At 67.6% G+C, this 22,206-nt stretch carries 22 protein-coding genes and 1 tRNA gene; 17 read left to right on the plus strand and 6 right to left on the minus strand.

The window, feature by feature from the left end; translation table 11 throughout:
* Positions 1-7: 7 nt before the first annotated feature.
* Together BM393_RS20125 and BM393_RS20130 are read left to right on the plus strand one after the other, a co-directional pair.
* Entirely contained in the window at positions 8-1,033 is a 1,026-nt protein-coding gene (locus tag BM393_RS20125) for an alpha/beta fold hydrolase (protein WP_091731088.1), read from the plus strand.
* Positions 1,034-1,103: 70 nt separating this feature from the next.
* Positions 1,104-1,526, plus strand: a complete 423-nt coding sequence (locus BM393_RS20130) for an organic hydroperoxide resistance protein (protein WP_091731093.1) — start codon at positions 1,104-1,106, stop codon at positions 1,524-1,526.
* 43 nt (positions 1,527-1,569) lie between these two features.
* Here the strand turns inward: BM393_RS20130 and BM393_RS20135 are convergent, their stop codons facing one another.
* Positions 1,570-2,172: a response regulator transcription factor gene (locus BM393_RS20135; RefSeq protein WP_091731098.1), complete on the minus strand. Its 603-nt coding sequence runs from the start codon at positions 2,170-2,172 to the stop codon at positions 1,570-1,572.
* 227 nt (positions 2,173-2,399) lie between these two features.
* Between BM393_RS20135 and BM393_RS20140 the strand changes: the two genes are divergently transcribed.
* Positions 2,400-5,510 (plus strand): sensor histidine kinase, encoded by a 3,111-nt coding sequence (locus BM393_RS20140; protein ID WP_141225409.1) that lies wholly within the window; start codon positions 2,400-2,402, stop codon positions 5,508-5,510.
* Positions 5,511-5,547: 37 nt separating this feature from the next.
* Here the strand turns inward: BM393_RS20140 and BM393_RS20145 are convergent, their stop codons facing one another.
* A complete protein-coding gene (locus BM393_RS20145; protein ID WP_091731107.1) occupies positions 5,548-6,552 on the minus strand; it encodes a PAS domain-containing protein in 1,005 nt (334 codons plus the stop codon).
* A gap of 96 nt (positions 6,553-6,648) precedes the next feature.
* Here BM393_RS20145 and BM393_RS20150 point away from each other — a divergent pair, with 96 nt between their 5' ends.
* From BM393_RS20150 to BM393_RS20180, 9 genes are all read left to right on the plus strand, one after another.
* Complete coding sequence (locus tag BM393_RS20150; RefSeq protein WP_217648477.1) at positions 6,649-7,548, plus strand: hypothetical protein; 900 nt, start codon at positions 6,649-6,651, stop codon at positions 7,546-7,548.
* A 280-nt stretch (positions 7,549-7,828) separates the two neighbouring features.
* Entirely contained in the window at positions 7,829-8,419 is a 591-nt protein-coding gene (locus BM393_RS20155) for a hypothetical protein (RefSeq protein WP_091731115.1), read from the plus strand.
* Positions 8,420-8,831: 412 nt separating this feature from the next.
* Complete coding sequence (locus tag BM393_RS25390; RefSeq protein WP_141225410.1) at positions 8,832-9,125, plus strand: hypothetical protein; 294 nt, start codon at positions 8,832-8,834, stop codon at positions 9,123-9,125.
* Between the two features lie 225 nt (positions 9,126-9,350).
* A complete protein-coding gene (locus BM393_RS20160; protein WP_175538430.1) occupies positions 9,351-10,235 on the plus strand; it encodes a CPBP family intramembrane glutamic endopeptidase in 885 nt (294 codons plus the stop codon).
* Between the two features lie 59 nt (positions 10,236-10,294).
* The gene (locus BM393_RS25395; protein ID WP_141225411.1) at positions 10,295-11,818 is read left to right on the plus strand and encodes a hypothetical protein; all 1,524 of its coding nucleotides are present in this window, start codon (positions 10,295-10,297) and stop codon (positions 11,816-11,818) included.
* 34 nt (positions 11,819-11,852) lie between these two features.
* Positions 11,853-12,359, plus strand: coding sequence for a toxin-activating lysine-acyltransferase (locus BM393_RS20165; protein ID WP_091731121.1), 507 nt, complete (start codon positions 11,853-11,855; stop codon positions 12,357-12,359).
* A gap of 297 nt (positions 12,360-12,656) precedes the next feature.
* Positions 12,657-13,007, plus strand: a complete 351-nt coding sequence (locus BM393_RS20170) for a GntR family transcriptional regulator (protein ID WP_091731914.1) — start codon at positions 12,657-12,659, stop codon at positions 13,005-13,007.
* On the plus strand, positions 13,004-13,885 hold the full coding sequence (locus BM393_RS20175; protein WP_175538431.1) for an ABC transporter ATP-binding protein: 882 nt from the start codon (positions 13,004-13,006) through the stop codon (positions 13,883-13,885). The genes BM393_RS20170 and BM393_RS20175 overlap by 4 nt, the downstream gene beginning before the upstream one ends.
* A 27-nt stretch (positions 13,886-13,912) precedes the next feature.
* Positions 13,913-14,812: a hypothetical protein gene (locus tag BM393_RS20180; RefSeq protein ID WP_091731128.1), complete on the plus strand. Its 900-nt coding sequence runs from the start codon at positions 13,913-13,915 to the stop codon at positions 14,810-14,812.
* A 50-nt stretch (positions 14,813-14,862) separates the two neighbouring features.
* Here the strand turns inward: BM393_RS20180 and BM393_RS20185 are convergent, their stop codons facing one another.
* From BM393_RS20185 to BM393_RS20195, 4 genes are all read right to left on the minus strand, one after another.
* Positions 14,863-15,441 carry an NnrU family protein gene (locus tag BM393_RS20185; RefSeq protein ID WP_091731131.1) on the minus strand — a complete coding sequence of 193 codons (579 nt, stop codon included), beginning with the start codon at positions 15,439-15,441 and terminating at the stop codon, positions 14,863-14,865.
* 67 nt (positions 15,442-15,508) lie between these two features.
* The gene (locus BM393_RS20190; protein WP_091731134.1) at positions 15,509-15,742 is read right to left on the minus strand and encodes a hypothetical protein; all 234 of its coding nucleotides are present in this window, start codon (positions 15,740-15,742) and stop codon (positions 15,509-15,511) included.
* A 31-nt stretch (positions 15,743-15,773) separates the two neighbouring features.
* A complete protein-coding gene (locus tag BM393_RS26310) occupies positions 15,774-15,908 on the minus strand; it encodes a hypothetical protein (protein ID WP_255488915.1) in 135 nt (44 codons plus the stop codon).
* A gap of 183 nt (positions 15,909-16,091) precedes the next feature.
* Positions 16,092-16,577 (minus strand): Lrp/AsnC family transcriptional regulator, encoded by a 486-nt coding sequence (locus BM393_RS20195; RefSeq protein WP_091731138.1) that lies wholly within the window; start codon positions 16,575-16,577, stop codon positions 16,092-16,094.
* A gap of 212 nt (positions 16,578-16,789) precedes the next feature.
* On the opposite strand from BM393_RS20195, the gene BM393_RS20200 reads away from it, so the two are divergent.
* From BM393_RS20200 to BM393_RS20220, 5 genes are all read left to right on the plus strand, one after another.
* Positions 16,790-17,884: a saccharopine dehydrogenase family protein gene (locus BM393_RS20200; RefSeq protein WP_091731918.1), complete on the plus strand. Its 1,095-nt coding sequence runs from the start codon at positions 16,790-16,792 to the stop codon at positions 17,882-17,884.
* A 14-nt stretch (positions 17,885-17,898) separates the two neighbouring features.
* A complete protein-coding gene (locus BM393_RS20205) occupies positions 17,899-19,401 on the plus strand; it encodes an aldehyde dehydrogenase family protein (protein ID WP_091731142.1) in 1,503 nt (500 codons plus the stop codon).
* Between the two features lie 127 nt (positions 19,402-19,528).
* Complete coding sequence (locus tag BM393_RS20210) at positions 19,529-20,497, plus strand: 2-oxoadipate dioxygenase/decarboxylase family protein (RefSeq protein ID WP_404932668.1); 969 nt, start codon at positions 19,529-19,531, stop codon at positions 20,495-20,497.
* Positions 20,491-21,948 (plus strand): FAD-binding oxidoreductase, encoded by a 1,458-nt coding sequence (locus tag BM393_RS20215; protein ID WP_091731151.1) that lies wholly within the window; start codon positions 20,491-20,493, stop codon positions 21,946-21,948. Before BM393_RS20210 ends, BM393_RS20215 begins: the two co-directional genes overlap by 7 nt.
* Positions 21,949-22,027: 79 nt before the next feature.
* A tRNA-Leu gene (locus tag BM393_RS20220) sits at positions 22,028-22,112 on the plus strand.
* Positions 22,113-22,206 lie beyond the last annotated feature (94 nt).

Raw genomic sequence — 22,206 nt, forward strand, 5'->3', positions numbered from 1 at the left:
GACCCCCATGACCGCAGACACGAACCGACGCGACTTCCTGTCGCTCGCCGCCGCGACCGGTGCCGGCCTGGCTCTCGGCGGGCTGACCGGCCCGGCGACCGCCGCCACCGCCGCCCCGACCGCCGTCGGCCGCGCCGCCTTCGGCCCGGTGCGCCAGATCGACGCCGGCCCGCTGAACATCGGCTACATCGACCTCGGTCCGCGCAACGGCACGCCGGTGATGCTGTTCCACGGCTGGCCCTACGACATCCACGGCTACGAGGACGTCGCGCCGATGCTGGCGTCGCAGGGCTTCCGCGTCATCGTGCCGCACCTGCGCGGCTACGGCACGACGCGTTTCCTCTCCGACGCCACGATGCGCTCGGCGCAGCAGACCGCGCTGGCGGCGGACGGCATCGCGCTGATGGACGCGCTGGGCATCCGCAAGGCCATCTTCGGCGGCTGCGACTGGGGCGCGCGCAATGCCTGCGTGATGGCCGCGCTGTGGCCGGAGCGTTGCCAGGCGCTGGTGTCGGTGAGCGGTTTCCTGGTGCTGGACCGGACCACCGCGCTGACGCCGCTGTCGCCGGCCGACGAGTTCACGTGGTGGTACCAGTACTACTTCGCCACCGAGCGCGGCCGCATCGGCTACGAGAAGAACCTGAAGGCCTTCGCCCGCTTCATCTGGCACCAGGCCTCGCCGAAGTGGAACTTCGACGACGCGACCTTCGAGCGCAGCGCCGCGAACCTGGTGAACCCGGACCATGTCGCGCTGGTGGTGCACAACTACCGCTCGCGCATCGGCGCGGCCGAGACCGACCCGCAGTACGAGCCGCTCGAGATCCGCCTAGCGCAGGTGAAGACCGTGGCGATGCCCACGATCACCCTGGAGGGCGATGCCAACGGCGCGCCGCATCCGCCGGCGGCCGCCTACCGGTCGCGCTTCACCGGCAAGTACGAGCACCGCGCGCTGACCGGCGGCATCGGCCACAACCTGCCGCAGGAAGCGCCGGCCGACTTCGCCAAGGCCGTCATCGACGTCGCGCAGTGGTGAGCCCCGAACCCGCCGCTGCTGTCTACGCCCCTGCTTTTCGTTCCACTTTCCGACTTCGAAGGATTTCTCCATGACCCGCACGATCGACAAGGTCCTCTACACCGGTTCCACGCTGACCACTGGCGGCCGCGATGGCACCGGCAAGTCCAGCGACGGCGCGCTCGATGTCCGGCTGAGCCTGCCGGGCTCGGGCGGACCGGGCACCAACCCCGAGCAGCTGCTGGCGGTGGGCTGGTCCGCCTGCTTCATGGGCGCGATGCGCCGCGTGAGGACGGCCGAGCCGATCCGCGTGCCCGACGACGCGTCCATCGAGGCCGACATCTCGCTCGGCACGACCGCCGACGGCGGCTTCGCGCTGGCGGCGAAGCTGCACGTGGTGCTGCCCGGCCTGACCGAGGCGCAGAAGTGGGCGCTGGTGGACGGCGCGCATCAGATCTGCCCGTACTCGCTGGCGACGCGAGGGAACATCGAGGTGACGTTCACGGTGGCGTGATTGCCGGGGCCCGGCCGTCACGGCCACGTCGGCCGGCGGGGCTTCAGAGCTCGATGATCCCGCGCTTGAGCGCGATGGTGACCGCGTGGGTGCGGTCCTTCGCGGAGAGCTTGCCGAGGATGGTCCGCATGTGGACCTTCACCGTCTCCTCAGTCAGCGACAGGCTCTCGGCCACTTCCTTGTTGGCGTGGCCCAGCGCCACCAGGCGCAGCACCTGCGTCTCGCGCAGCGAGAGCGTGCGGCTGCCCGCGTGCTCCGCGATGGCGGCCTCGATCACCGCCGGCACCATCAGCTGCCCCGCATGCACGCCGCGGATGGTCTCGATCAGCTCGGTGCGCATCAGGCCCTTGAGCAGGTAGCCGCTCGCGCCGGCCTTCATCGCCCGCACCGCCTGGAAGTCGCCCGCGAAGGTGGTCAGGATCACCACCCGCGCCTGCGGAAACTCCCGGCGGATCGCCGTCATCGCCTCGATGCCGTCCATATCGCGCATGCGCAGGTCCATCAGCGTGACGTCCGGCTGGTGCTGGCGGAAACGCGCCACCGCCTCCAGCCCGGTCGAGGCCTCGGCCACCAGGCGCATGTCGGGCTCGGCATCGATGACGGACGCGATGCCGCTGCGCATCAGCGCATGGTCATCGACGGCCATCACGGTGATGGCCGGGGAGGTGGGGGCGGGATCGATCACGCGGGCTCGGGTCGGAAGCGTCAGGGCCGAAGCGTAGCCGCAGCAGCCCCTCCCGCGCCTGCGCAAGGTCCCGCGCCCTCCCTCGAAAGAGTTAGCGCCCGGCGCGCGATCCCGTGCCTCGCGCGCTGATCGCCCGACCGGCCCCGACCGACGGCGCCGCCGCCAAGTTCTGATAGCGTTCCGGCCCGATGACGCCGCCCCGCCCGAAGCCCGTTACGACCCGCCGCGCCGAGCGTGCGGTGCGCGCCGTGCCGGCGTGGATGGCCTGGCTGCTGCCCGCCCTGCTGGCGGCCTGGTTGCTGACCGGCGGCCAGCCGGCCTGGGCGCTGGACCGCACGCTGCACCTGCAGCAGTTCCATCACCACGCCTGGACCGCCGCCGACGGCGTGCCGATGGAAACCTGGGCGATGGCCCAGACCCCCGACGGCCTGCTCTGGATGGGCGGGCCGAACGGGCTGACCGCCTTCGACGGCGTGCGCTTCGAGCGCTTCCGGCCGAACCCGCCGGAACTCTTCCCCTCCGCGGCGGTGGGGCGCCTGGTGGCAATGTCCAACGGCGATCTCTGGGCGGCCTTCTTCCCGCGCGGCCTGGTGCGGATTCGCGGCGGCCAGGTGTGGCGCGTGCCGGAGGACGAAGCCGTCGCCGCAATGCGCATCCGCTTCATCGCCGAGGGCTCGGGCGGCACGGTCTGGGCGGGCAGCCCGACCGGCTTGTTCCGCTTCGACGGGACGAGCTGGACTCGCATCGGCCCCGAGCATGGCGTGCCGACGCGCGCGATCGACGGCGTGGTGGCCGATGGCCGCGGCACGGTGTGGGTGTGCGACGACGAGCGGCTGCTGGCGCTGCCGCAGGGGGAGACGCGCTTCCGTCCGGTCGGCGATTGCACCGGCGCCGTCAGCCTGCAGGTGATCCGCGGCGAGATGTGGTTCGTCCACCCGCAGGAGATGCGCAAGGCACCCGCCGTGTCGCAGGCGCCGCTCACCCGCGATCCCTTGCTCGCGACGCGGCGGGGGTCGTCGACCATCGCCGATCGCGAGGGCAACCTGTGGACCGTGTATTGCCCGGCCGGGTTGTGCCGCCGTCGCCTGCCGTGGCCGTTGGAGGGTGACCGCGTGCCGCTGACCGGCGAGCCCGAGCGCATGGCCGCGCCGGAAGGGCTGTCGGGCGACTTCGGGATGATGATCCTGGAGGATGCCGAGGGCAGCCTCTGGGTGGCGACCAAGAGCGGGCTCGACCGCTTCCGCCGCTCGCCGCTGGTGCCGGCGCCGATGCCGCGCGCGACCAGCAACTACGCGTTGTCGGCCGAGGCGGACGGCGCGGTGATGGTGTCGGCGTATTCGCCGGTGGCATCGACGCTGTGGCGGATGGCCGGCCCGGCGGGCGAGGGCCAGCGCGAGGCCGGGCCGCAGGGGCAGATCACCGCGATGGGACGCGACCGCGCCGGGCGGCTGTGGATGGGAGGGCCCAGCGGGCTGTGGCGACGCGACGGCACGCGCTGGACGGAGGTGCCGCGGCCACCGGCGCTCGGGGAGCGCTGGATCAACGGCATCGTGCCGAGCGGGGACGGCGTGCTGGTGGCTTTCCAGCGGGCCGGCGTGCAGCGCTGGGAGGATGGCCGCTGGACGCAGCTGACGTTGCCCGGCGTGGCCGGTCCGATCGAGGCGGCCGTCGCCGCCTCCGCGGACGGGACGCTCTGGCTGGGCCTGCAGGCCAACCAGCTGTGGCGCTGGCGCGATGGCGAAGCGCGGCGTTTCGGGCCTGAAGAGGGCGTCGACGTCGGGGACGTGCGGCATGTCCACGCGGGGCGCACGCGCTTGTTGATCGCCGGCGACTTCGGCGTGAGCCTGCTGCGCGGCGATCGATTCGTTCCGCTGGTCGCCGACGGTCAGGAGACGCTGGCCGGTGTGTCGGGCATCGTCGAGACGGCGAATGGCGACCTGTGGCTCAACGCGCGCAAGGGCGCGGTGCATGTGCGTCGCGAGGCGCTCGAGCGCTTCCTCGCCGATCCGCGCCAGCCGCTGGCGCTGGAGGTGCTGGACGCGCTCGACGGGTATCCCGGCAGCGCGACCTCGTTCTGGCCGCAGCCGAGCGTGGTCGAGGGCCGGGACGGCCGCTTGTGGTTCGCCGGGACGACCGGCGTCGCCTGGCTGGACCCGCTGCAGCCGCGCCGCAACACGGTGGCGCCGGTGGTGCGGATCACCGGGCTGCGCGCGGGCGGCGCGGAGTACCCGGTCGGCGCGCCGCTCGTGCTGCCGCGGCTCACGGACATGATGGAGCTGCGCTTCTCCGCCGCGAGCCTGGCGGTGCCCGAGCGGGTGCGCTTCCGTTATCGGCTCGAGGGCGTGGACGCGCGCTGGCGCGAAGCGGGCGGGCGGCGCGAGACGGTCTACACCAGCCTCAGCCCGGGGCGTTACCGCTTCCGCGTGCTGGCGCTCAACAACGACGGCCTGGCCGCGCGCGAGGAGGCGGTGCAGGAGATCGAGATCCCCGCCGCCTTCCACCAGACCCTGTGGTTCCGCGCGCTCTGCGTGGCGGCCGCGGCGGCGCTCGCCTGGGGGCTGCACCGGCTGCGGCTGCGGCAGGCCGCACGGCGCGCCCGCGAGCAGATGCGCACCCGCATGGCCGAGCGCGAGCGCATCGCCCGGGAACTGCACGACACGCTGCTGCAGGGCGTGCAGGGGCTGATCCTGCGCGTCGAGGCGCACTCGGCGCAGCTGCCCACGGCGCATCCGGTGAGGGCGGCCATCGATGCCGACCTGGTGATGGCCGACGAGGTGCTCGACGAAAGCCGCCGCCGCGTGATGGCGCTGCGTGGCGCCGGCGAGACCGGGAGCAGCCTGCCGCGCGAGCTGGAGGACATCGCCGCGCAACTGGCGCGGGACTACGACGGCGAGTTCCATCTGGTGACGGTGGGCCGGGAGCGACCGCTGCGGCCGGAGGTGAGGGACGAGCTGCGGCTGATCCTCGGCGAGGCGCTGCTGAACGCGTTCCGGCATGCGCATGCGGACCGCATCACGATGAGCTGGCGCTTCGGCGGATGGTGGTTGCGGGTGACGCTGCGCGACGACGGCGCCGGCATGCTCCCCGCACTGGCGGCGCAGGGACGGCCCGGACACTTGGGGCTGGCCTCGATGCGCGAGCGGGCGAAGGGCCTGGGCGCGCGGCTGCGCATCACGAGCGCGCCGGGCCGCGGGACCGTGGTCGCGCTGGTGATGCGGGCGTCCAAGGCATACGGCAATGAGGCGGCGCCGGCTTCACCGGCTGACGGGGACGAACAGGCAGACGCCGATCGAGCGTGAGATCGCCGCGCTCGCCCGTGCCCTCGGGATCCAGCGCCTACACGTGCTGCCGGCACCGCAGCGTGCCGATCAGGAAGCTCTCCCGGCTGTCGTCGACCAGGATCGCCTTCGTCGTGGTGGCGATGTGGGTCGCGCCCCGCGCGGGCGTGATGACTTCCTCGTTGGTGCTTTCCTCGCGGGACCGCAGCACCATGTCGTCCTGCTGCCAGAAGACGTCGGCCTGTCGCTCGGGGAAGAAGTCGTAGTCGGACTTGCCGAGGAGGTCCTCGCGCGCCTGGCCGATGAGGCGGCAGAACGCCCGGTTGAGGAACACCCACCGATGCGCCTGGTCCTTGATGAAGATCGGGTCGGGCGACTGATCGAGGGCGTGGTAAAGGAGATGGCGACCATCGCGAGCCTCCCAGCGCGGTGCCTCGGAGGCCATCAGGCGCATGACCTCGTTGAGGTGCAGTCGGGCCAGGCAGGAGGCGCCCTGGCGCTCATGCAGGCGGGCCAGCACGCGATGCACCGCGGCTTCCATCGGGACGAGTCCCGCCGCATGCGCCTGCTCCAGCAGTCGAGTGGCGACCGTCAGCGCCGCGGCGTCGTCGGCGCGGGCCAGGCGCTCCAGCCATCCGATCAGCGACCCGTCGACTTGCGGCGCAAGCAGCAGTGGCCGATTGGCCAGGAGCAGGGAGGCAGGCTGCTGCGGCGCGGTGCCCGGGTGGACGTTCTCCAGCATCCGCGGCGCGTCCGGCTCACCGACGAAGCGATAGCCTCGTCGTGGCACGGTGACGAGCAGCCTCGCTCGCCTGCTGCTGTCGCCGATCGCCAGTCGCGCCTTCTGCACCGCCACCGAGATCACGGCTTCGCCGAGGTGCCGGTTGCACCACACCTCGTCGAGCAGACGGGCTTTCGTGACGACTTGATGCCGCCGGCGAATCAGGTAGACCAGCAGGTCGAAAGGCAAGGGTTCGAGCGGCCGGAGATGGCCCTCGAGCAGGACTTGCCGCTGCGCCACGCGTACCTCGCAGCGTCCGAAGACGAAGATCTCACCGCTCACGGACGTGGCCGGATGTTGGGATGCGCGATTGTCGAACGAACGTTGTCGCCGTCGCCACGTTCAGGTCGCCTTGGAGCCGTGGGTGGTGACTCGGTGATGACGTGGGTGGAAGTGGGTGATGGATCGGTTGTTCAAGCTTTGGAGTTCCTTTCGAACGGCCGCGCGGCGCTTGCGCAAACTGGGCGACGTCATCAGACATCCCCGAAACAAGCCGTACCAACGCACGTTCAACGAAGCACGCCCATGCAGACCGCACGCTCCCACGCCCCGCACACGAAGCACCTTTTCCTCACGACCGTCCTCTGCGCCGTTCTGGCCGCCTGCGGCGGCGGCGATGACGAAGCCTCTCCCGCCACGCCGCCGGTGCCGGACGCCCCGGTCGCACCGGCCGGACCGACCTTGGCCGCTTGCTTCAACCTGACGCCCGGCACGGCGTACACCATGACCGACCCCGATGGGGGAAGCACCTCCGGCAAGGTCCTCGTCGTGAACGAGAGCTTCGATGGGGCCGCCCGCAATGGCAGCGTGGAATTCGCTGGCGCCACCGACATCCGGAGCGCCGCGAGCTATTGGTCAGCGGAGACCAACGGCATTCGCTTCTGGGGCCTCGTCGAGTACGACGAGTCCGGCACGGCGCAGGCCAGGACCGTCCATTCCGCGGCCTTCCTGCTGCCGCTGACCTTGCAGGCCGGCCAATCGACGGTCCTGAAGTACACCGACACGGTGCAGCAGCTGACTGGCCCGCAGGCCGGGCAGACCGACACCGAAGCGCTGGAGGAAACCTGGACTTTCGAGGGCTTTGAAACCCTGACGCTGGCCGGCAAGACCTTCGCCGACACCTGCCGGATCAAGACCCAGGCCGCCGCGGCCGGCGAGGACGGTCCGTCGACCTTGTGGTTCGCGAAGGGCTTCGGCGTGATCCGCGTGCGGCACACCAACAGCGCCGGCCAGGTCGTCGAGGAATCGTCGCTGAACGCTGTTACCGCGCAGCCCTGAGCGCGGCGTCGTGATGGCGGCACCTGAGGCGAATGGGCAGTCCAGGCCTCAGGTGCCATGCCGCGGGCGCCGCTGGTGGCGAGCCTGACTTGGCCTGCAGCGATTGCGTCTTCACGCGCGCTTGATCCTTCGTCGACCCGGGCTTCATCACTTCGGACTTCTTTACCCATTCGCGACCGTATCCACCGGCATTCCTGTCCGCTGGTTCGCGGGAGGGGACGTTGACTGGCCGTGGGGCCATCGGCCTCTCTTCTCAACGAATCGGAATGGAAGGATCGATATGAAGCTCAATGCTCGACTGCTGGCCGTCTCGGCGCTGATCGCGGTGTGCAGCGCCAGCTTCGCGCAGTCCACGGCCACGACCGTGCAGCGCGACGTCAATCAACAGCGCCGCATCGAAGACGGATTGAAGAGCGGCGAGTTGACTGTGCAGGAAGCCGGCAAGCTCGAACGCGAGGAAGGCCGCATCGACAAGCTGCAATCGCGGGAGTTGAAGGATGGGCATCTGTCGGACGCGGAGCGCGCTCGCCTGCGAGCCGCGCAGAACCGGGCCAGCGCCGACATCACCCGGCTCGAGAGCAATGGCCAGGTGGCTTCTCCCAATTCCCGATCGGCCAAGCGCATGGAGGCCGACGTGCAGCACAACATCAACCAGCAGCGCCGCATCGAGTCGGGACTGCAGGACGGCTCACTGTCTCGCCGGGAGGTGGGGCAGCTCGAGCGCGGACAAGCGGAAGTCAGTCACAAGGAAGCGGTCGCGGCGCACAACGGGCACATCGCGCGCGGCGAGCAGATCGCGGTGAATCGGGCGGAGAAGCATCAGAGCGCTCGGATTCATCGTGAGCGGACGGAGGCGGGTGGCGCGAACTGAGCCGGGAGGCTTGGGAGACCCGCTCGAGCATCTTGGCGCGCGAACGGTGCGCGTGGGCCGGAACCGCCTGGGTTGCGCACTGTTGGGGTGCGCACGCGGTTGGCATCGAGCCCTTGGCTCGGAAGCGCAGCAAGAAACCGGGCAAGAAAGCAATCGTCCGCAGCACAGGGCGAGGTGGGCCAGCGCTTTGCAGACACGCCGTGGGCGTGAGGAAAGAAGCGCTACCACGGCTCGTGAATGTCCGGGCTCTACAGCAAGCGCGCTGAACGGTCCACAACTTCAGCGAAAGACAAAAGGGCTTTTTGACGGATCCGTCTTTTCGCCTAGTTTCTCCTCCTTCTGGGGGGAATTTGAACCTGTCCCTCCTCTCTTAGACTTTTTTGCGTGGAAAGAAAAAGGACTAACAAGGCACATGCGCAAGGGAGGCTGGGTTCATACCTGCGGAAAACAAGCGGAACTGGCAACTGGCATGAATTTGGATGCACTAGCCGGTGTTGGCCTTGAAGGGAAAGAGATTCTGAGCGAGGTTGTTTCTCGCGAAGATTCGGACGGATCGACCGCTTTCGATCTATTTCTTTGGAGGAAACTATTGTGCGACTTATCGAAGCGACCGAATTTGATGCAATTTCCGGCGGTGAAGTCGGTGCAACCGGCATGGGCGACAATTATCACTACACCGGCGAAATTGTCAGCCGCGACGACGTGATTCGATGCCTCGGGGCTAACGGTAGCAATTGGATCGAAGCCCATTGGATTTGCCTTTTCTGAATGACGGCTTAATACAAGTTGCCATTCATATGGCCGCCGTAGTGCGGCCATATTTACTGTTGGTTGGAAGTTTGGACGCGTCCAGCGAAGTCATGCGCATGATCGCTGCCCAATGTCTGGGACGGCGAGAGTTCCGGCTCCGGCCTTTCCCGGAGATTGGCTCTTGGCGACCATTGGATATGAGCGACCTACTATTCATGATTTCGCCATGAAAAGAATAGCTGCCAGTGCATTGAGGGTCGCCGCATGCATCCTTGTCTTTTTTGCTGCGGTCACTTTCGTCGTTGGGTGCTCTCACGTCATTTCGGACGCTTCCATGAGGATGGTTGGGCCTGCGAAGGGGAGCTACCTATTTAAGACTTCTCTCTTTTTAGGCGTGCAGTTCGCTGTCTCTGGCGCAATCTACCTCGCATATAAAAGCGCCCCGCCTCTTATATCAAAGTCGAGCACGGAGGCCCTCTTCTTTTCGCGAGGAGTCAGCCTATCGGGATTCATGCATGCAATTGTTCCTGTAATAGCAATCCCCGTCATTTCAATCGTGCTCGCCTGGGCCTCTCGGAAAGACGTCGCGATCAACGGCATCATGCGCTGGGAGCTTCTTCCCATATCTGCGGCAATAGTGATTGTCGCCGCCGCGATAGAGGAGTTTTTGTTCAGGGGCATGCTGCTGAGAATGCTGTTGCAGTACTCGAATTCGCCGGCGCTGGTCTGTCTTATTTCTCAGTCCGCCGTGTTTGCACTGTTTCATGGAGAAGCGGCAAGGGCGTCGTGGTTGAACTTCTTCGGATTCTTCTGCGTGGGGTTGTTGTTGGGGCTGGTCTATCAGGCAAGCAAGGTATTGTGGGCTCCTGTTTTAGTTCACTCGTGGTCAAACATCTGGTCCGGCCTGCTGACCGGCGGCAGCGATTCATGGTTCGCCGGGCTCCTATTCAATGAAGCAATTGACTATTTCACAGCGGTGAAGCGGTTTGCGGTAGTCGCGACGGTTCTACTCCTGCTGCGATCCCTCCAGGATCGGAAAGGCTTGGCGGGGCGCAAGCTGACATAAAGTGAAACCCTAGCGTCCCCAACTTTTCAGTTGAATCGCCTCACAAGCAGAATGAGTTCATGACGGTTGTTCTTGGAAATTCGCCTCTCTCCGTCGCCGTGAAGCTGGAGCGGTGTGCACGACCAACGGTGCATTGGACGTGGAGCGGAAATCATTTTACGGAACTTGAGCTGAAAGACTATTGCTGTGTCATTCCGGAGTTCCCAGACGCTGCGCATAGAACTGACGCAGTTTCGCTGTTTTCCGATCGATACGGTGGCGAAGGCATCGGATTCTGCGGAGGAAGCGCCCGCTGCGCTACGAGTTCGGACGTCCAAATTAAGGGCGTTGGGTTGACCCCGCTATACGGTGCAAGGCCGGGTAGCGAACCAGAGATATTGCATTCGGGCGGCACCATCGATCTTCTGGATGCGGGTCACGAGGCCATAATGAGTTCAATATGTGGCGAGGTGCTTCCCTACGGCGCCGTGCCGACGCTGGCACTAATGTCCACCGGAACATTCGCCAGAGCCGCTTTTGCAAAATCTGGAAGTCCGCCATCAGTACCTCGCGTCATCCTGTTGCGCCGTTTCGCCTGGCGTCCTGCGCACTTCCTGCGAAACATACATTTTCGCCCTCATCCGGAATTTGGAATCTCGAACGATAGCGCTCGAGTTCGATTTGCTGCGCAAAAGCTCCCGGAAATTTTTGAACGCGAACTCGGCGTGGAGCGGACCAAGATCAATGAAGGACTGCTTGCCATCGCCGCACGCTTTGCCAAGCAGCTTGCCGCAGCACACGCGAAGCGCATATTCCATGGAGGGCTGAGTGCATCAAACATCGCGCTGGACGGCCGCTTCCTTGACTTTGGCACATGCACGGCTGTACCGGCTTATCGGCGCCGCATCGGGGCGCCAAAGCCCGGCGGGGCTGATATTTGGAATCAGGGCGAATATATTGAAAGAATTCTCTTGAGCATGCGCCAGCAGTTGGAGCGCTATCTTCCCCGGCCATCAGACTACAAGATTGTTCCGACACTGGAACTCTTGCAGGAATTCCGCTGTCACCATGATGCTTGCTTGGCTATAGAGTTCTCAAAGCTGTCCGGGATTCCGGAGGATGCACTTCTATTGATGCCGAGGAGGCTGCTTGATGATGCGTACCGGTGTATGCGGGAAATTGCATTGAGAGGTAGTCGACGATATATATTGAAAGAAGGGTTTGATACCGTCAATACGTCGGCAGCTCCGCTTCAATCGATAGGCTGGCACGATCTCAACGAAGCATTGCGCGCGTATGCAGGGAGGGAGCTGGGCGGATCGACAACTTTAAGGGAAAGTTTGGGCGATCCTGTTCTGGCCCATACCTTGTCACGTTGTCTGGATGCCCTGTATTTCGCCTACCGAGGGCAGCAACCTGCTGAATATATGCGGAGTCTACGCACTCCCGCACTTCAACGGTGTCTGAGATTGAACGGGCCCCTCAGCTTTCTTGTGCGCGAGTCAATCTACGATGGGTTGCGAAATTTCGAGAAAGATCTTTCCGGGGTCGGAGATTTTATAGATTCGATCATCAAAAACGCCGTTCATATCCTCTCTGACTAACATCATTGGTCCTGTCAAGCTCTTTCCAGATGAAATGTACTACGACGTAGCGGGCGTGAAAGGCGAGGCCGATGTCAATCATCGACGCGCCAATGAAGATATAGGTGCCATGGTGCGGTTCGCTGGTGCTCGACCCAGCCATGGTGGAACGTCTTTGGCGCGTTTTTCGCATGCGCTGTCGTTCGCGCATGGCCTGGGTCAGACGAAGGTGTTCTATAACGGGTTTGGGCAGTGCACGGGGTTTGTTGTGTGGGCCTTATTGGTTCCCGATGTGGAGCGTCGAGTTATAAGAACCAAACGCTTGGAACTGCATGACTTCGAATGGAACGAAGGCGACAGTCTTTGGATCATCGATTTTTTGACCAGGCCCGGCTCTCTTAGGCCGGCTCTGGAATACATGCGGGACGAACTCTTTAAGGATTACAGGACAGTGAGCTATGGCCGGAATCGGAACGGTGAACTGGTCTTCAAAAGAGCCGGCCGTGACAGCAAATCGGCTTTCTGGTCTTCAGCCGGCGATCCCAGCAGGGAGGGGACTTGAGGTTGCGCACTCTTGTCCATCCGAGGCAAGCGAATATGGAACTAGTTTCGCCAGCGACGCTCGCCAACCGGTGACTTGCGCTACCTGCTCACCGTGCTTCGGCGGTAGTTGCCCGTACGCCGCCGGCGTAGCGGAGGAACGAATCCCCAGAAGGCGCCTATGAGCGCCGGGGCTCTCCCAGTTCCCCGCTTCATCCCCCCATTTCTGCAGTCTGTCGCCCCCCGCTGGGGGCGGGCCGGGGCCGGTTGATATGGTGTGCTACATCAGCAACACACCGGCGCTCCGGCGCCTCGCGTCATGCACAGCTGGAACGATCAAGCGCCGATCTATCAGCAGCTCGCCGACCGCCTCGCGTCGCAGCTGCTGGACGGCGATCCCCCCGAGGGCGAGGCGCTGCCATCCGTGCGCGCGCTCGCCAGCCAGTACCTCATCAATCCGCTGACCGTCAGCCGTGCGCTGCAGGCCCTCGTGGACGAGGGCCTGGTCGAGAGCCGCCGCGGCCTGGGCATGTACGTCCGCGACGGCGCCCGCGTCCGGTTGCTGCGCAGCGAGCGCGAGCAGTTCCTCCAGGAGGAATGGCCCCGCCTGCGGGAGAAACTTCGCCGCCTGGGCCTCCGCCCCCAGGACCTGAATTGGGAGGACGCATGAAGACGCTCATCGAGGCCAGCCACCTGAGCCTCCACTACGGCCGCAAGGCGGCCCTGCAGGACCTGACCTTCTCCATCCCCGCCGGCCGCGTCGTCGGCCTGCTCGGCCACAACGGCGCCGGCAAGACCACGCTGATGAAAACGCTGGTCGGCCTGAAGCAGCCCACCGGCCAGCTCCGCGTGCTGGGCCTGGACCCGCATGCGGACCGCGCCCGGCTGCTGAGCTCGCTCTGCTACATCCCCGACGTCGCCGTCCTGCCCAGCTGGGCGCGGGTGTCGGAACTGATCCGCCTGATGGCCGGCCTGCAGCCGCGCTTCTCCACCGAGCGCGCCCGCCAGCTGCTGCGCCGCACCTCCGTCGGCGAGAACGACAAGGTCAAGCACCTGTCCAAGGGCATGGTTACCCAGCTGCACCTGGCGCTGGTCGCGGCCATCGACGCGAAGCTCATGATCCTGGACGAGCCCACGCTCGGCCTGGACGTGATGTCGCGCAAGAGCTTCTACGAGATGCTCATCGACGAGTGGTGCGACGGCGAGCGCTCCGTGCTGATCTCCACCCATCAGGTGGAGGAGGTCGAGTCGCTGCTGTCGGACGTGATCATGCTGGACGAGGGCCGGCTGGTGCTGGACATCTCGCTGGCGGAGATGGACGAGCGCTTCGTCGCGTTGTCGCACGATCCCGAAGCCGCCGAGGCCGTCGCGGCCAACCACCCGCTGCTGCGCTACCGCGTGCAGGGCCGGCCGGCCGCGCTGTTCGACGGCGTCGCGCCGGACACGGTCGCCCATCTGGGGCAGCGCGTGCGCCCCAGCCTCGTGGACCTGTTCATGGCCCTGACCCGCAAGCCCGAGATCCAGGCGCGCACGCCGGAATCGGCCTGACCCGCGACCCCTCCTCAAGGACATCCCATGACGCTCTTCAACACGCTGCTGCTGCGCGAGTGGCTGCAATACAAGCGCGCCTGGCTCGGCCTGGTGCTGGTGCCCATCCTGGTGCTGCTGGCGCTGGTGCCGTTCAGCCAGGTCGACGGCATCGACGTGCCCAGTCCGGAGCCCGTCGCGCTGATCGCCGGCCTGCTGACGGTCGCGCTGGTGCTGACCCTGGCGATGGCCGTATCCGGCTACCAGCTGTTGGGCCTGGCCCGGCGCGATCAGCAGGACCGCTCGATCGAGTTCTGGTCCTCGCTGCCCGGCAGCCATGCGGCGAGCCTGGGCGCGCCGATCGTCGCGCACGGCGTGCTGATGCCGGCGGTCGCCGTGCTGCTCGGCGTCGCCGGTGGCGTGGTCGTCGGCTCGGCGATGGCGTTCAAGGAGTTCGGCCTCTCGGCGCTGCAGCAGACGCAGTGGGCCGCGCTGTTCCAGGCCACGCTCTGGCTGAGCCTGCGGCTGGTCGTCGGCGTGGTGCTGGCGTCGCTGTGGATCGCGCCGATCGCGCTGGCGCTGATGGCCGCCTCGGCCTGGCTCCGGCGCTGGGGAGCGCCGCTGCTGGTGATCGGCGTGGGCGCCTTCCTCAAGATCTACAAGGACGAGCCCATCGCCCAGACGCTGAAGCAGCTGCTCAAGACGCAGATGGAAGGCGTCGCCAGCGCCTGGGTGCAGAGCGGCACCCGGCTGATCGTCGAGTCCAACGGCGACGGGCGGCTCGACATGCAGGACTTCTTCGACATGCTGTTCCGCTTCCCCGACTTCGCCCGCGACGGCCTGCCGCAGGTCCTGCATGCGGCGCTGCATCCGCAGTTCTTCGGCGGGCTGGCGCTGGCCGGCGTGTGCTTCTGGCTGCTGGTGCTGCAGCGCAAGCGCAGTCTCTGATCCGCGGCGCCGATCGCGCTTGAGGGCCCCGCCAGCGCGCGGGGCTTCCTTCATCCGACGGTCGGAAACGGGCTGACGCCGATGAGCGCGCGGTGCAGTCCGACCACGAACACGACCCAGACCACGACGCCGATCGCCACCGCGATCGCGGTTCCGCGCGCGGTGCCGGCCGGCGGGCGTGGTTCGGGCCGACGCCGCGCCGAGCGGTAGTCCAGGACCGCCCAGACCAGGAAGGCGCCGAACAGCACGAGGTCCGCGACGGTGTTGTTGGCCAGCAGGTGACCCAAAGCCCACAGCTTGACCGCCAACACCATCGGGTGCCCCAGCCTGGCCTTGAGGTGGTTGCGCGGCACGTAGGCGGCCGCCAGCAGGATCAGCGATCCCAGCATCAGCAAGCCCGCCAGGTGATTCATGCCGCGCGGCGTCGCCCAGAGTGGATGGGGATCGAGTCGCGCCTGGCCATAACCCCAGACGATCAGCAGCAGGCCGACGAGGGAGACGGCGGTGTAGCTCAGCTTCCAGCGGCGCTCGCCCCAGGCGGCGAGGCGGGCGTCACGCCAGGCCGGCGCGACGATGCGGACCGAATGCGGTCCGAGGAACAGGATCAATCCGAGGATCAGTGCCCACATGGTGAAGTCGCTCCTTGTCGGCGCGGACTATGCCCGCGCCGGTAGCGGCTCACCAGTGCGGTCCGGATCAAGAGACCGTTGTCGGCGACGGGGCGAATGCGGGCGGGACGGGGGCCGTCGGCGAGGCCCGGACCTGGCGCAGGTCGCCTTCGGCATGGTCGAGCCAGACCAGCGCGGCCAGCAGCGCCAGCAGGGCGACGGCGATGCCGAGCGCGCGCAGCAGGACGCGGCGCCAGCGGTGATCGGACGCGGGGCGCGGCGCGGGTACGTGCGCGCCGCCGAGGCGGGCGGGGGCTTTCATGGCGGAACTCCAGCGAGGCTTGCCGCCGGGCTCAGGGCAACACGGCGCCCAGACCCCACAGCAGCGCCGGATAGACCGCGCCCCAGGCGACCGCGAGGATCGCGACGGCCTTCATGCCGAGGAAGATCGGCGGGACATGCTTGGCGGTGACGGATGGCTTCGACATGGTGCGCTCCTGGAGCTGTCAGCTCATGTCGTGCAAACGGCGTGCCAACTTGCGCCGTTGACTGTCGAATGCGTCAAAAACACAGCGTTACGCGGGCTTGACGAGCACGACATGCCCCGCCCGTGATCGACATCACGTTGGTCACTTCCCGTCACGTGGCCCGTCCCGCGGCCGCGTCGGGCCTCAGGCGCTCCGGTCCACCCGCAGCGCCAGCAGCACGGAGGTGTGCGTCTTGATCACGCCTTCGATCTCGCCGATCTCGTCCAGCAGGGCGTCCAGCCGCGCCGTGCTGTCGGCGCGCAGCGTCGCCATGTAGTCAAACTCCCCGCTGACCGACGCCAGCTGTCGCAGCTCCGGCAGCCGGGAGAGCCGCTTCACGACCTCCCGCCCCGCGCGCGGCTGCACCGTGATGCCCACGAAGGCCTGCACGCCGCGCTCCACCGCCTCGCCGCCCAGCCGCACCGTGTAGCCGGCGATCAGGCCCTCCGCCTCCAGCCGCGCCAGCCGCGCCACCACCGTGGTGCGTGCCACGCCCAATTGGCGGGCGAGGTCGGCGGTGCTCGCGCGGGCATTGGCCTGCAGCAGCGCGATCAACTCGCGGTCGGTCTGGTCGCGCAGCGTCGCCGGCGTGGCGGGCGAGGGCGACGGCGCGCTCTTCTTGGCGTTCATGAGGGCCTTGGCGAATCGTGATGGAGTGCTCGGGATAAACCCTTGTTTTCGCCGGAATGAATGATCCTGCCGACGAATCGTCAGCATAGAGGCGTTTTTCGTCGAAGTCGCGCTTTCTTTCGTCAGCAGACGTTCCGACACTGCGGCCATCGCATCTCTCCGGCGTGCTGCGCGCGCCGGGACTCTTCTTCCAGGATCACAAGGAGCACGACATGAAAGTGGCATTGCTGGGCGCCGGACACATCGGCCAGACGATCGCGCGACTGCTGCAGGGCAGCGGCGACTACCAGGTCACCGTGATGGACAAGAACGCCGCGGCGCTCAAGCACCTGGCGGGCCAGGGCCTGGCGACCAAGACCGTCGACACCGAGGACAAGGGCCAGCTCGCCACCGCGCTGCGCGGCCATGACGTCGTCGTCAACGCGCTGCCGTACCACCTGGCCATCACCGCCGCGCACATGGCGCTGGAAGCCGGCTGCCACTACTTCGACCTGACCGAGGACGTGGCCGCCACCAAGGAGATCAAGCGCATCGCCCAAGGGGCCAAGACCGCCTTCATGCCGCAATGCGGCCTGGCCCCCGGCTTCATCGGCATCGTCGCGCACCACCTGGCCAAGCGCTTCGATTCGCTGCAGGACGTGAAGATGCGCGTCGGCGCGCTGCCCGCCTTCCCGACCAATGCGCTGAAGTACAACCTGACCTGGTCGGTCGACGGCCTGATCAACGAGTACTGCCACCCCTGCGAGGCCATCCACGACGGCGCCGCGATCTCCGCGCTGCCGCTCGAGGGCCTGGAGCACTTCTCGCTCGACGGCGTCGAGTACGAGGCCTTCAACACCTCCGGCGGCCTGGGCACGCTGTGCGAGACCTGGGAGAACAAGGTCCGCAACCTCGACTACAAGACCGTCCGCTATCCGGGTCACCGCGACCTGATGATGTTCCTGCTCGACGACCTGGCGCTGAAGAACGACCAGGAGAAGCTCAAGGACATCATGCGCAAGAGCATGCCCGCCACGATGCAGGACGTGGTGCTGGTGTTCGTGACGGTCTCGGGCATGAAGAACGGCGTGCTGATGCAGGAGGTCTTCGCTCGCAAGATCTTCGCCGAGCGCGATGGCGAGCAGCCGCTGTCGGCCATCCAGATCACCACCGCCGCCGGCATCTGCGCCGCGGTCGACCTGTTCCGCGAAGGCAAGCTGCCGCAGTCCGGATTCATCCGCCAGGAAGAGGTCGCGCTGCCGGACTTCCTCGCCAACCGCTTCGGCAAGGCCTATCAGCAGTCGCGCCAGGTCGAATCGATCGGCTGAAGGAGAATCCCGCGATGACTACCACCACCGACCTGCTGGCCGCCCTGGGCGTGCCGAGCGCCGCCTTCACCGGCGGCTCCATGACCGTCCGCAGCCCGATCGACGGCGCGGTGATCGGCGCGGTCCACGAGGCCAAGGCCGCCGACATGACCGCCGCGATCGCCCAGGCGCAGCAGGCCTTCCTGGCCTGGCGCACCGTGCCGGCGCCCAAGCGCGGCGAGCTGGTCCGCCTGTTCGGCGAGGAACTGCGCGCCAACAAGGCCGCGCTGGCCCGCCTGGTGTCGCTGGAAGCCGGCAAGGTGACCAGCGAGGGCGAGGGCGAAGTGCAGGAGATGATCGACATCTGCGACTTCGCCGTCGGCCTGTCGCGCCAGCTGCATGGCCTGACCATCGCCAGCGAGCGCCCCGGCCACCGCATGATGGAGCAGTACCTGCCGCTGGGCGTGGTGGGCATCATCTCGGCCTTCAACTTCCCGGTCGCGGTGTGGGCGTGGAACTCGGCGCTCGCGCTGGTCTGCGGCGACACCTGCGTGTGGAAGCCCAGCGAGAAGACCCCGCTGACGGCGCTCGCGACGCAGGCGCTGTTCGAGAAGGCCGTCGCCCGCTACCAGGGCGCGCCGGCGCATCTGTCGCAGGTCCTCATCGGCGGCGCGGCCGTCGGCGAGGCGCTGGTCGACGACACGCGCGTCGCGCTGGTCTCCGCCACCGGTTCGACCCGCATGGGCCGCGCGGTCGGTCCGCGCGTCGCGGCGCGCTTCGGCCGCTGCCTGCTCGAGCTGGGCGGCAACAACGCGATCATCGTGACCCCGAGCGCCGACCTGGACCTGGCCGTGCGCGGCATCCTGTTCGGCGCCTACGGCACGGCGGGCCAGCGCTGCACGACGACGCGCCGCGTCATCGCGCACGAGTCCATCCATGACGAGCTCGTCGCCCGCCTGGACCGCGCCCGCGCGCAGCTCAAGATCGGCAGCCCGGTCGAGCCCGGCAACCTGATCGGCCCGCTGATCGACCAGGGCGCCTTCGACGCGATGCAGGCGGCGCTGAAGGCCGCGCGCGAGCAGGGCGGCGAAGTCAGCGGCGGCGAGCGCGCGCTGGCGTCGCAGTATCCGGAGGCGTTCTACGCGGTGCCGGCGCTGGTCCGCATGCCGGCGCAGACGGACATCGTCAAGCACGAGACCTTCGCGCCCATCCTGTACACGCTGAAGTACAAGACGCTGGACGAGGCGATCGCGCTGCAGAACGACGTGCCGCAGGGCCTGTCCTCGGCGATCTTCACGAACGACATCCGCGAGGCCGAGACCTTCGTCAGCGCCAGCGGCTCCGATTGCGGCATCGCCAACGTGAACATCGGCACCTCGGGCGCGGAGATCGGCGGCGCCTTCGGCGGCGAGAAGGAGACCGGCGGCGGGCGCGAGTCCGGCTCGGACGCGTGGAAGGCCTACATGCGCCGCACCACCAACACCGTCAACTACTCGCGCGAGCTGCCGCTGGCGCAGGGCGTGAAGTTCGATGTCTGAGCGCGCGGGAGAACTGAAGGCGCAGAACGCGCTGAGCCTGCGCGTGGCCGAGGCCGCCGGCAGCGGCGTCTTCGCGCTGCTGCGCGGTGCGCTGGGCCTGGACGCGGCGCAGGCCGCGTTCGAGCGGCTGCATGTCGTGCCCGGTCTGTTGAAGGCGGCAGGGGAGCGCGTCTCCCGCGCGGAGCTGACGCAGGCGCTGAACATGGCGCTGTTCCTCGACGTCACGCAGCGCGTGCCGATGGCGGCGGCCTATGTCGCCGACCTGCAGCGCGAAGGCCTGCAACTGGTGTTCGACCATGGCGCGCTGCGCACGGTGGCGTGGCCGAGCGGCGCGCTGCCGCCCGGCGAGGCCGCCATCACGCGCGTGCTGCGTCCGCTGGGCTTCACGATGGCGGCGACCTATCCGCTGCCGCGGCTGAAGATGACCGGCCGCGCCTGGCGCCATGCCGACTTCCCCGAGGACATCGCGCAGTTCTTCGTGTCCGAGCTGCATCCGGAGCGCTTCTCCGGCAGCTTCCAGGGCGCGGTGACGCGCGTGCTGTCGACCTCCCGGGATCCCTTGACGCCCGCCGACCTGGCAGTGCTGGAGCAACTGGCGCGTGACGGCGACCTGCCGATGGCGGCGGCGAGCGCGCTGCTGCCCCGGCTGGTGGGCTGCTTCGCGCGCCAGCATGGGCTGTTCGAGGCGGACGACTATCAGGCGCTGCTGGCCGAGTCCGCCGAGATGGCCTGGATCGCGACCGAGGGCAACGCGTTCAACCACGCGACCGATCGCGTGGCCGACATCGACGCCGTCGTCGCGGCGCAGCGCGCGCTGGAGCGACCGGTGAAGGACACGATCGAGACCTCCGCGACCGGGCGCGTGCGCCAGACCGCGTTCAAGGCGGCGCGGGTGATGCGCGAGTTCCTCGACCGGGGGCAGCGCGTGATGCTCGAGGTGCCGGGCAGCTTCCATGAATTCATCCAGCGCGCGCCGCTGGACGAGTCCGGCGCGCTGGACCTGGCCTTCGACGCGGGCAACGCGACCGGCATCTTCAAGATGACGGCCGGCGCGGCAACCGACGCGGACACCGCGGGCGAGGCGGCTTCGTGCTGAGCGGAACGCCGGACTCGCCGCAAGCCGCCGGTGCCTGCGGCCAGCTGACGGGCTTCCTCGCGGAAGCCCGCGCCGTTTGCGACGAGGCCTTCGTGCAGGACGGCGCGGCGATCGAGCCGCGCTACCTGCAGCCGGCGCGTTATGCGGCGGGGCAGGCGGCGGCGCTGGTGCGCCCGGGCCACCGGGACGAGGCGGCGCGCGTGCTCGCGCTGGCGGCGGCCTGCGGGCTGCGGGTGGTGGTGCAGGGCGCGCATACCGGCCTGGTCCGCGCGGGCACGCCGGATGACGCGCAGGGCGAGGTGCTGCTCAGCACCGAGCGGCTGCGCGAGGTCTTCGAGCTCGACCTGCTGGACCGCACGCTGCGGGTGTCGTCGGGGTATCGGCTGTCGGAGATCAACGAGCGCCTGGAGCCGCACGGGTTGTGGTTCCCGGTGGACCTCAGCGCCGATCCCTCGATCGGCGGCATGGTCGCGCACAACACCGGCGGCACGCGCATGCTGCGCTACGGCGACGTGCGCGCGAACACGCTCGCGCTGGAGGTGGTGCTGGCGGAGCCGGCGGGGCAGGTCGTGCGCTTCGGACAGGGCCTGCAGAAGGACAACTCGGCGCTCGCGATGGGGCAGCTGTTCATCGGGTCCTCGGGCAGCCTGGGGCTGGTGAGCGAGGTCACGATCAAGCTGTCGCCGCTGCCGCGTCAGCGCTCGGTGGCTCTGGTGGCCCCGTCATCGCTCGACGAGGTGTTCCCGCTGTACGCCGAGGTCATGCAGCGCTGGGGCGGGCTGGTATCGGCCTTCGAAGGCATCAGCCGCGCGGCGCTCGAGGCCGGCCTGCACGGCCAGGACGTGGCACGCTGGTTCGACGGGCAGTTGCCGGACTACGCGATGCTGATCGAGCTCAGCAGCGAATTGCCGTCCGAGCAGCTCGCGCTGGGCGGGCTGCTGCAGGGCTGGCTCGAGCAGGAGTTCGAGACCGGGCGGGTGCGCGATGCCGTGCTCGACGCCGACGAGGCGATCTGGGGCCTGCGTCATCGCATCAGCGAAGGGCTGCGCGCGCAGGGCAAGGTGATCGGCCTGGATCTCTCGCTGCCGCGGCGGCACTTCATGCGCTTTCGCGCGCGCGGGGCGGAGTGGCTGGCGCAGCGCTTCCCGCAGCTGCGCCTGGCGGACTTCGGTCATCTGGGAGACGGCGGCATGCACTTCAACATGGTGTGGCCGGTGGACGCTGGCGAGTGGACGGCTGAACAAGAGCTGGCCCTGCGCGATGGGCTGTATGCGCTGGTGGCGGAGCTGGACGGTTCGATCAGCGCGGAGCACGGGGTGGGGCCGCAGTTGCAGGCGGCGTACCGGGCGCATTGGATGCGGGTGGAACCCGGCGTGCTGGATTGGGCGCGGCGCGTACAGATGTTGTGGGATCCGCACGCTCGAGTGGGAAAAGTGGATTGGGGCGGATGAACTGCTTGTCAGATTCCGAAACCGTGCTACAGTCCAATTCTTCGCTGCAACGCAGTTGACGCGAAGACAAATCCTGAAAGCCCAGGTGGCGGAATTGGTAGACGCACTAGTTTCAGGTACTAGCGGGTAACTCCGTGGAGGTTCGAGTCCTCTCCTGGGCACCAAATCTGAAAAGCCGGCCTCGAGCCGGCTTTTCTCATTCTTCCGCCCAGGAAGTGATGTCCGGTGGACATCACGGGAGGACTCGAATGGTTTGGA

This window comes from Mitsuaria sp. PDC51, from assembly GCF_900113225.1.
Classification (GTDB): domain Bacteria; phylum Pseudomonadota; class Gammaproteobacteria; order Burkholderiales; family Burkholderiaceae_C; genus Roseateles.

What these genes read in the sequence shown, in the direction of transcription:
- BM393_RS20125 (WP_091731088.1), top strand. Translation starts at nt 8, where the DNA reads ATGACCGCAGACACGAACCGACGCGACTTCCTGTCGCTCGCCGCCGCG.
- BM393_RS20130 (WP_091731093.1), top strand. Translation starts at nt 1,104, where the DNA reads ATGACCCGCACGATCGACAAGGTCCTCTACACCGGTTCCACGCTGACC.
- BM393_RS20135 (WP_091731098.1), bottom strand. Translation starts at nt 2,172, where the DNA reads ATGGCCGTCGATGACCATGCGCTGATGCGCAGCGGCATCGCGTCCGTC.
- BM393_RS20140 (WP_141225409.1), top strand. Translation starts at nt 2,400, where the DNA reads ATGACGCCGCCCCGCCCGAAGCCCGTTACGACCCGCCGCGCCGAGCGT.
- BM393_RS20150 (WP_217648477.1), top strand. Translation starts at nt 6,649, where the DNA reads ATGACGTGGGTGGAAGTGGGTGATGGATCGGTTGTTCAAGCTTTGGAG.
- BM393_RS20155 (WP_091731115.1), top strand. Translation starts at nt 7,829, where the DNA reads ATGAAGCTCAATGCTCGACTGCTGGCCGTCTCGGCGCTGATCGCGGTG.
- BM393_RS25390 (WP_141225410.1), top strand. Translation starts at nt 8,832, where the DNA reads ATGCGCAAGGGAGGCTGGGTTCATACCTGCGGAAAACAAGCGGAACTG.
- BM393_RS25395 (WP_141225411.1), top strand. Translation starts at nt 10,295, where the DNA reads ATGACGGTTGTTCTTGGAAATTCGCCTCTCTCCGTCGCCGTGAAGCTG.
- BM393_RS20165 (WP_091731121.1), top strand. Translation starts at nt 11,853, where the DNA reads ATGTACTACGACGTAGCGGGCGTGAAAGGCGAGGCCGATGTCAATCAT.
- BM393_RS20170 (WP_091731914.1), top strand. Translation starts at nt 12,657, where the DNA reads ATGCACAGCTGGAACGATCAAGCGCCGATCTATCAGCAGCTCGCCGAC.
- BM393_RS20175 (WP_175538431.1), top strand. Translation starts at nt 13,004, where the DNA reads ATGAAGACGCTCATCGAGGCCAGCCACCTGAGCCTCCACTACGGCCGC.
- BM393_RS20180 (WP_091731128.1), top strand. Translation starts at nt 13,913, where the DNA reads ATGACGCTCTTCAACACGCTGCTGCTGCGCGAGTGGCTGCAATACAAG.
- BM393_RS20185 (WP_091731131.1), bottom strand. Translation starts at nt 15,441, where the DNA reads ATGTGGGCACTGATCCTCGGATTGATCCTGTTCCTCGGACCGCATTCG.
- BM393_RS20190 (WP_091731134.1), bottom strand. Translation starts at nt 15,742, where the DNA reads ATGAAAGCCCCCGCCCGCCTCGGCGGCGCGCACGTACCCGCGCCGCGC.
- BM393_RS26310 (WP_255488915.1), bottom strand. Translation starts at nt 15,908, where the DNA reads ATGTCGAAGCCATCCGTCACCGCCAAGCATGTCCCGCCGATCTTCCTC.
- BM393_RS20195 (WP_091731138.1), bottom strand. Translation starts at nt 16,577, where the DNA reads ATGAACGCCAAGAAGAGCGCGCCGTCGCCCTCGCCCGCCACGCCGGCG.
- BM393_RS20200 (WP_091731918.1), top strand. Translation starts at nt 16,790, where the DNA reads ATGAAAGTGGCATTGCTGGGCGCCGGACACATCGGCCAGACGATCGCG.
- BM393_RS20205 (WP_091731142.1), top strand. Translation starts at nt 17,899, where the DNA reads ATGACTACCACCACCGACCTGCTGGCCGCCCTGGGCGTGCCGAGCGCC.